Below are 7,426 nucleotides of genomic sequence, written 5' to 3' on the forward strand. Positions count from 1 at the left end.
GAAGGCGCCCGTTCCGTGTGCATCCGTTGCTGGGGTCAGAGCCCTTTCCTGCTGAAAGGGATCCGACCCCGGCACGATCAGTAGCGGTAGTGGTCCGGCTTGAACGGGCCTTCCACCGGCACGCCGATGTAGTCGGCCTGTTCCTGGCTCAGGGTGGTCAGCTTCACGCCGATCTTTTCCAGGTGCAGGCGGGCCACTTCTTCGTCCAGCTTCTTCGGCAGCAGGTAGACCTTCTTCTCGTAGCTGTCCTTGTTCGCCCACAGGTCGATCTGTGCCAGGGTCTGGTTGGCGAAGCTGTTGGACATCACGAAGCTCGGGTGGCCGGTGGCGCAGCCCAGGTTCACCAGGCGGCCTTCGGCCAGCAGGAAGATCGCGTTGCCGTTCGGGAAGATGTACTTGTCCACCTGCGGCTTGATGTTGACGTGCTTGATGCCGGTGAACGACACCAGCGCATCGACCTGGATCTCGTTGTCGAAGTGGCCGATGTTGCAGACGATGGCCTGGTCCTTCATCGCGCTGAGGTGCTCGATGCGGATGATGTCCTTGTTGCCGGTGGTGGTGACGTACAGGTCGGCACGGCCCAGGGTCGATTCGATGGTGTTGACTTCATAGCCTTCCATCGCCGCCTGCAGGGCGCAGATCGGGTCGATCTCGGTGACGATCACGCGCGCGCCATAGGCACGCAGCGAGGCGGCGCAGCCCTTGCCCACGTCACCGTAGCCGCAGACCACGGCCACCTTGCCGGCCAGCATCACGTCCATCGCGCGCTTCAGGCCGTCGGCCAGCGACTCGCGGCAGCCGTACAGGTTGTCGAACTTGCTCTTGGTGACCGAGTCGTTGACGTTGATCGCCGGGATCAGCAGGGTGCCGGCCTGGGCCAGCTGGTACAGGCGGTGCACGCCGGTGGTGGTCTCTTCGGAGACGCCCTTCCAGTCCTTGACCACGCGGCCCCAGTAACCCGGGCGCTCCTTGGCGACGCGCTTGAGCAGGTTCTTGATGACCTGTTCTTCGTGCGAGGACGAGGCGGTGTTGACCCAGTCGCTGCCGTTTTCCAGCTCGTAGCCCTTGTGGATCAGCAGGGTCACGTCACCGCCGTCGTCGACCACCAGCTCCGGGCCGGTCAGGGTGCCGTCGGCCAGGGTGAAGGTCAGCGCGTCCAGGGTGCAGTCCCAGTACTCTTCCAGGGTCTCGCCCTTCCAGGCGAAAACCGGCGTGCCGGTGGCGGCGATGGCCGCGGCAGCGTGGTCCTGGGTCGAGAAGATGTTGCACGAGGCCCAGCGCACGTCGGCGCCGATGTCCTTCAGGGTCTCGATCAGCACGGCGGTCTGGATGGTCATGTGCAGCGAGCCGGTCACGCGCACGCCCTTCAGCGGCAGGCTGGCGGCGTGCTTGCGACGGATCGACATCAGGCCCGGCATTTCGTGCTCGGCGATGTCCAGTTCCTTGCGGCCCCAGTCGGCCAGCGTGATATCGCGGATCTTGTAATCACCTTCGGTGGAGAAGGTCTTGGCAACAGCGTTCATTCGTGTGCTCCGGTTGTGGACGAGCGGGTGCTCGCATCTAGCCGGGCGCCGTTGTTACAAAGCCACCTTACCGAGCCTGGCCGGGCCTCGTGGGATCCGGTCGCAGCGCCCCTCGGCAGGGGAGAACCCCCATTATATCGCGGCCCCGGCATGACATCGGGATGACCCAACCATCGGCAGATGGGATCGCGTGCACAGGCTGTTAAGGTCGGTGTTTTCACGCATCACACAGGTGGAACGATGAGCATGCACGCGCGCCGCACTCGGCGCTGGACCGGCCTGGTCCTGTCGATGGGACTGCTGGCGGTGGCCCCGCTGGCCTGGGCGGCGGCCCCGCAGCCTGCGGCGGCACAGTCCCAGGGCGTCAACGGCTACGAGCTGCCTTCGGCCGCGCTGCAGGCGGTGGTCGATGCTCCGCGCGCGCCCTCGCTGTTCCTGTCACCGCGCCGCGACGTGGCCGCGCTGATGCAGATGCCGTCGCTGCCGTCGATCCAGGTGGTGGCGCAGCCGGAGCTGAAGCTGGCCGGCCTGCGCATCAACCCGCGCACGTTCTCCGACAGCCGCTTCAGCTTCGGCGAGAAGCTGTGGCTGATGAACGTGGCCGACGGCAAGGAACGGCCGATCAGCGGCCTGCCGGCCAAGCTGTCGATCGCCAGCGTGATGTGGTCGCCGGACCAGAAGTGGCTGGCCTTCAACCACGTCGACGCCGCCAGCGGCGCCAATGAACTGTGGCTGGTGGATGTGGCCGGTAGCAGTGCCCGCCGCCTGGTCGCCGGCCTGAATACGGTGATCGGTAGCGGCTACCAGTGGCTGCCGGACAGCCGCGGACTGGTGGTGTTCACCCGCCCGGCCAACCTGGGTGCGGCGCCGGCCGCAGACGGCATCCCGACCGGCCCGGCCGTGCAGCAGACCAGCCAGGGCGGCGGCGTCGTGTCGATCCGTACCTACCAGGACCTGCTGAAGAACGAGGCCGATGCGCGCCAGTTCGATCACTACGCCACCACCCAGCCGGTGGAAGTCAGCCTGGATGGCAGCAGCCGCGCGATCGGCGCAGCCGGCATCTTCATGGGCTTTGCGGTGTCGCCGGATGGCCGCTTCGTGCTGCGCCAGCCGGTGCAGCGCCCGTACTCCTACGTGGTGCCGGTGGACAGCTTCCCGCGCCGCATCGAAGTGATCGACCGTGCCAGCGGCAAGCTGGTGCACACCGTGGCCGTGCGCCCGCTGGTGGAAGGCCTGCCAACCGGCAACGATGCCGAAGTAACCGGCGTGCGTGACATCCGCTGGCGCGGCGATGCCGATGCCACCCTGGTCTGGGCTGAAGCGCAGGACGGCGGCGACCCGAACAAGGAGGCCAAGGTGCGCGATGCGGTGCTGATGCAGGCCGCGCCGTTCGACAAGCCGCCGGTGACCCTGGCCCAGCTCGGCAGCCGCCTGGCCAGCATCAGCTGGGGTCGTGGCGACCTGGCCCTGCTGACCGAATCGTGGTGGAAGACCCGCAAGACCAGGACCTGGCTGATCGCCCCGGACAACGCCAGCGCCGAACCGCGCCTGCTGTGGGACCGCGATGCGCAGGACCGCTATGCCGATCCGGGCCGTCCGCTGTTGTCCAGCGACGAGCGCGGGCGCTCGCTGCTGCAGACCAGCCCGGATGGCAGCAGCCTGTACCTTGCCGGTGCCGGTGCTTCGCCGGAGGGTGACCGCCCGTTCGTGGACCGCTTCGACATTGCCAGTGGCAAGGCCACCCGCCTGTTCCACTCGCAGGCGCCGAGCTACTCGCTGCCGGTGGCGCTGCTGGACGATCAGGGCAGCTCGCTGCTGCTGAGCCGTGAGAGCCCGGACGAGCCGGCCAATTTCTACGTGCAGTCGCTGGCCGATGCCAGCACCGCGCCGCGCGCACTGACCCATTTCGCCCATCCGCTGCCGCAGCTGAAGGGCGTGCAGAAGGAGCAGATCCGCTACAAGCGCAAGGACGGCGTCGACCTGACCGCGACCCTGCTGCTGCCGCCGGGTTACGACCCGAAGCGCGACGGCCCGCGGCCGCTGCTGATGTGGGCCTACCCGGGTGAGTTCAAGAGCGCGGCTGCCGCCAGCCAGGTGACCGATTCGCCGTACCGCTTCAACGCGGTCAGCTACTGGGGCCCGCAGGCGTTCCTGGCCAAGGGCTACGTGGTGCTGGCCAGCCCGTCGATGCCGATCATCGGCGAGGGCGACAAGGAACCGAACGACACCTACATCGAACAGCTGGTGGCCAATGCACAGGCGGCGGTGGATGAAGTGGTGCGCCGTGGCGTGACCGATCGCGAGCACATCGCCATCGGTGGCCATTCCTACGGTGCGTTCATGACCGCCAACCTGCTGGCGCACACGCGCCTGTTCAAGGCCGGCATCGCGCGCAGTGGCGCCTACAACCGCACGCTCACTCCGTTCGGTTTCCAGGCCGAGGAACGCAACTACTGGCAGGCGCAGGATGTCTACCAGAAGATGGCCCCGTTCAACTACGCCGACAAGATCAAGGATCCGATCCTTTTCATCCACGGCGTGGACGACAACAACTCCGGCACCTTCCCGATCCAGAGCGAGCGCATGTTTGCCGCGGTGAAGGGCCTGGGTGGCACCGCGCGGCTGGTGATGCTGCCCAACGAATCGCACGCCTACCGCGCACGCGAATCGATCATGACGATGCTGGCCGAAAGCGAGCGCTGGCTGGAGCAGACCATCGGCCCGGCCGAGCAGGGCACGGCTAAGAAGAAGCGCTGATACCTGCATGAGGGCGGCCCCTGCAACGGGGGCCGCCTGTGCGGCTGCGCCGCCGCACGAGCATGGGCTCGGGCGCTACACGGGGTCACGCGCCATGATGGTTGTAGAGCCGAGCCCATGCTCGGCTGCGTCTGCCGTGGATACGTGCAGATGAAACCATTTTTGCATCGCAGCACGAGGCCCGATCTGGGATAGGCTTGGGGTCAGGATCCGTTGACCGAGGCCCGTGCGTCGCCGATGAACGAGTACCGCAGCAGCATCGAATTCGCTTCCCCCGATCTTCCCCTTCGCGATGACGTGCGCCGGCTTGGCGCGCTGGTCGGTGACCTGTTGGTCGAACAGGTGTCGGCCGCGTTTCTTGATGACGTCGAGGACGTGCGCACCCGCGCCATCGCCCGCCGCGAGAACCAGGCGCCGCTGTCCGAACTGGCGGAAGGCCTGGCCGGGCGCACTCCTCAGCAGGCCGAGACCATGGTGCGTGCATTCAGCACCTACTTCCAGGTGGTCAACATCGCCGAGCGCGTGCATCGCATCCGCCGCCGCCGCGACTACCAGCGTGCCGGTACCGCAGGGGCACAGCCCGATGGCCTGCAGGATGCGCTGCAGCACCTGAAGGCGCAGGGCGTGGGACTGGACGAGCTGGCGCAATGGTTGCCGCGCATCGACATCGAACCGGTGTTCACCGCGCACCCGACCGAAGCGGTGCGCCGCGCGCTGCTGGAGAAAGAGCAGTTGATGGTGGCCAGCCTGGTCGACAACCTCGACGGCCAGCGCACGCCGGGTGAGGCCGCCGCCGATGCCGCGCGCTTCCGCATGGCGCTGACCGCCTCGTGGCAGACCACTGATTCCTCGCCGGTGCGGCCCACCGTCGACGACGAACGCGAGCACGTCGGGTTCTATCTGGTGCAGGTGCTGTACCGGGTGATCCCGGTGCTGTACGAATCGCTGCAGCAGGCGCTGCGCGATACCTATGGGGAAGAACTGCCGTTGCCGCGCCTGCTGCGTTTCGGTACGTGGGTGGGCGGCGACATGGACGGCAATCCGAATGTGGATGCCCACACCATCCGCAACACGCTGGATGCGCAGCGGCAGGCCGTGCTGGGGCGCTACCAGAAGGAACTGCTGCAGCTGGCCAGCCTGCTCAGCCAGTCCACCGAGCGGGTGGGTGTCAGTGATGCGCTGCAGGCACGCGTGACGCATTACCAGCAGCTGCTGCCGCAGGTGCAGTCGCGGCCACGCCATGCCGACATGCCGTACCGCCTGCTCAACGACCGCATGCGCGCGCGCCTTCAGGCCACGCTGGATGATGGCGAAGGCAACTACGCTGGCCCGGACGAGCTGATCGAGGATCTGCAGCTGATCCTCGACAGCTTGCGTGCGAACCGTGGCGAACATGCTGGCGGCTTCGCCGTGCAGCGCCTGCTGTGGCGGGTGAAGACCTTCGGCTTCCATCTGGCGCGGCTGGATGTGCGCCAGGAGTCGAGCGTGCATGCGCGCGCGCTGGCCGCCGTGCTGGGCGGCGAGGAGGCCTGGCAGGCGCTGGATGCGGTGGGCCGTGCGCGGCTGCTGGGCCCGCATGCCAGCGGTGAAACGGCATTGCCCAACGGCGACGACGAGGGCAACCAGCGGCTGGATGCGGTATTCGCCGCACTGGCCGATGCCCGTGCGCGGCATGGTGGGGACGCACTGGGCAGCTACATCATCTCGATGGCACACGACCGCAGCGATGTATTGGCCGTGCTTGCGCTGGCACGCCGTGGCGGCCTGGTGGAAGAGAGTGGGGCGGTGCCGTTGGACATCGCCCCACTGTTCGAGACCGTGGATGACCTCAAGCGCGGCACCGCGACCCTGCGTGACCTGCTGGCCGACCCGATCTATCGCGCGCACCTGCAAGCACGCGACGACGTGCAGATGGTGATGCTGGGCTATTCGGACAGCAGCAAGGATGGTGGCATTGCCGCTTCGCGCTGGGGCCTGCAGCGTGCGCAGGTGGAACTGCTGGAGGTGGCGGCCGAGGCGGGCATCCGATTGACCTTCTTCCATGGCCGTGGCGGCTCGATCAGCCGTGGTGGTGGCAAGACCACGCACGCTGTCGATGCATCGCCGCGCGGCAGCATCGATGGTCGCCTGCGGGTGACCGAACAGGGCGAGGTGATCCACCGCAAGTACGGTATCCGTGCGCTGGCCCTGCGCTCGCTGGAACAGGCCACCGGTGCAGTGCTGCGCGCCAGCCTGCGCCCGCGTGCCGCCGAGCCGCGCGAGGATGAGTGGCGACCGGTGATGGACGTGGTGGCTGCGGCCAGCAGCGAGGTCTACCGTGGCTTCGTCGGCCAGGCCGGCTTCATGGACTACTTCCGCACCGCCACGCCGATTGATGTGATCGAGCGGATGACACTGGGCTCGCGGCCGTCGCGCCGGCTCGGCCAGGACGCGGCGCTGGGCAACCTGCGCGCGATTCCCTGGGTATTTGCCTGGAGCCAGGCGCGCGCGGTCATCCCCGGCTGGTACGGCGTGGGCGGTGGCCTGCAGGCGGCGGTTGATGCCGGCCACGAACAGACCCTGCGCGATATGGCGCGTGACTGGCCGTTCTTCCGCACGTTCCTGGACGACATCGCGATGGTGCTGTCCAAGGGTGATATCACCATTGCCGAGCAGTTCTCGCTGTTGTCGGGTGAACTGCACGGGCGCTTCTTCCCGCAGGTGCAGCGCGAACTGGAACTCACCCGGCACTGGCTGCTGGCGTTGATGGACCAGAAGACGCTGCTGGACCACGATGCGCGATTGGCGCTGTCGATCCGCCTGCGCAATCCCTACGTCGATCCGATCAGCGTGCTGCAGGTGGACCTGCTGCAACGTTGGCGGGCCAGCGGGCGCGAAGACGAGGACCTGCTGCGCGCGCTGGTGGCGTGCGTGAACGGCGTTTCGCAGGGCGTGCAGAACACGGGGTGACCTGACGTTGGTAGTGCCGGGGGCCGGGGGGCCCCCCCCATCATTTTTGGCCCCCCCCCGGGGGTGTGCGGCCGCCCGCCGGCCCCACAAAAAATATCGCCCCCCCCGGGGGGGTGCCCCCCCACTTCCAAAATCGCGGGTTTACATTTTTTGGGGCGTGGGGGGCGGTGTTGGGCCGGGGGCGCGGGCCGCGGATT

General features: G+C 67.5%; 3 protein-coding genes and 1 riboswitch. Of the genes, 2 read left to right on the forward strand and 1 reads right to left on the reverse strand.

All coding sequences use genetic code 11. The annotated features are described in order from the left end of the window. Window positions 1-77: 77 nt before the first annotated feature. The gene (ahcY, locus tag QRO91_RS00940; protein ID WP_197632428.1) at window positions 78-1,523 is read right to left on the reverse strand and encodes an adenosylhomocysteinase; all 1,446 of its coding nucleotides are present in this window, start codon (window positions 1,521-1,523) and stop codon (window positions 78-80) included. A 36-nt stretch (window positions 1,524-1,559) separates the two neighbouring features. After that, window positions 1,560-1,643: riboswitch (S-adenosyl-L-homocysteine riboswitch) on the reverse strand. A gap of 120 nt (window positions 1,644-1,763) precedes the next feature. On the opposite strand from ahcY, the gene QRO91_RS00945 reads away from it, so the two are divergent. Together QRO91_RS00945 and ppc are read left to right on the forward strand one after the other, a co-directional pair. Beyond that, on the forward strand, window positions 1,764-4,280 hold the full coding sequence (locus tag QRO91_RS00945; RefSeq protein ID WP_285310191.1) for a prolyl oligopeptidase family serine peptidase: 2,517 nt from the start codon (window positions 1,764-1,766) through the stop codon (window positions 4,278-4,280). Between the two features lie 237 nt (window positions 4,281-4,517). After that, window positions 4,518-7,229 carry a phosphoenolpyruvate carboxylase gene (ppc, locus tag QRO91_RS00950; protein WP_197650695.1) on the forward strand — a complete coding sequence of 904 codons (2,712 nt, stop codon included), beginning with the start codon at window positions 4,518-4,520 and terminating at the stop codon, window positions 7,227-7,229. Window positions 7,230-7,426 lie beyond the last annotated feature (197 nt).

It is taken from the genome of Stenotrophomonas maltophilia group sp. Smal32, assembly GCF_030237085.1.
Classification (GTDB): domain Bacteria; phylum Pseudomonadota; class Gammaproteobacteria; order Xanthomonadales; family Xanthomonadaceae; genus Stenotrophomonas; species Stenotrophomonas maltophilia_Q.

Excerpts from the sequence above, each read along its gene's own strand:
- ppc (WP_197650695.1), top strand. The coding sequence starts at position 4,518 with ATGAACGAGTACCGCAGCAGCATCGAATTCGCTTCCCCCGATCTTCCC.
- QRO91_RS00945 (WP_285310191.1), top strand. The coding sequence starts at position 1,764 with ATGAGCATGCACGCGCGCCGCACTCGGCGCTGGACCGGCCTGGTCCTG.
- ahcY (WP_197632428.1), bottom strand. The coding sequence starts at position 1,523 with ATGAACGCTGTTGCCAAGACCTTCTCCACCGAAGGTGATTACAAGATC.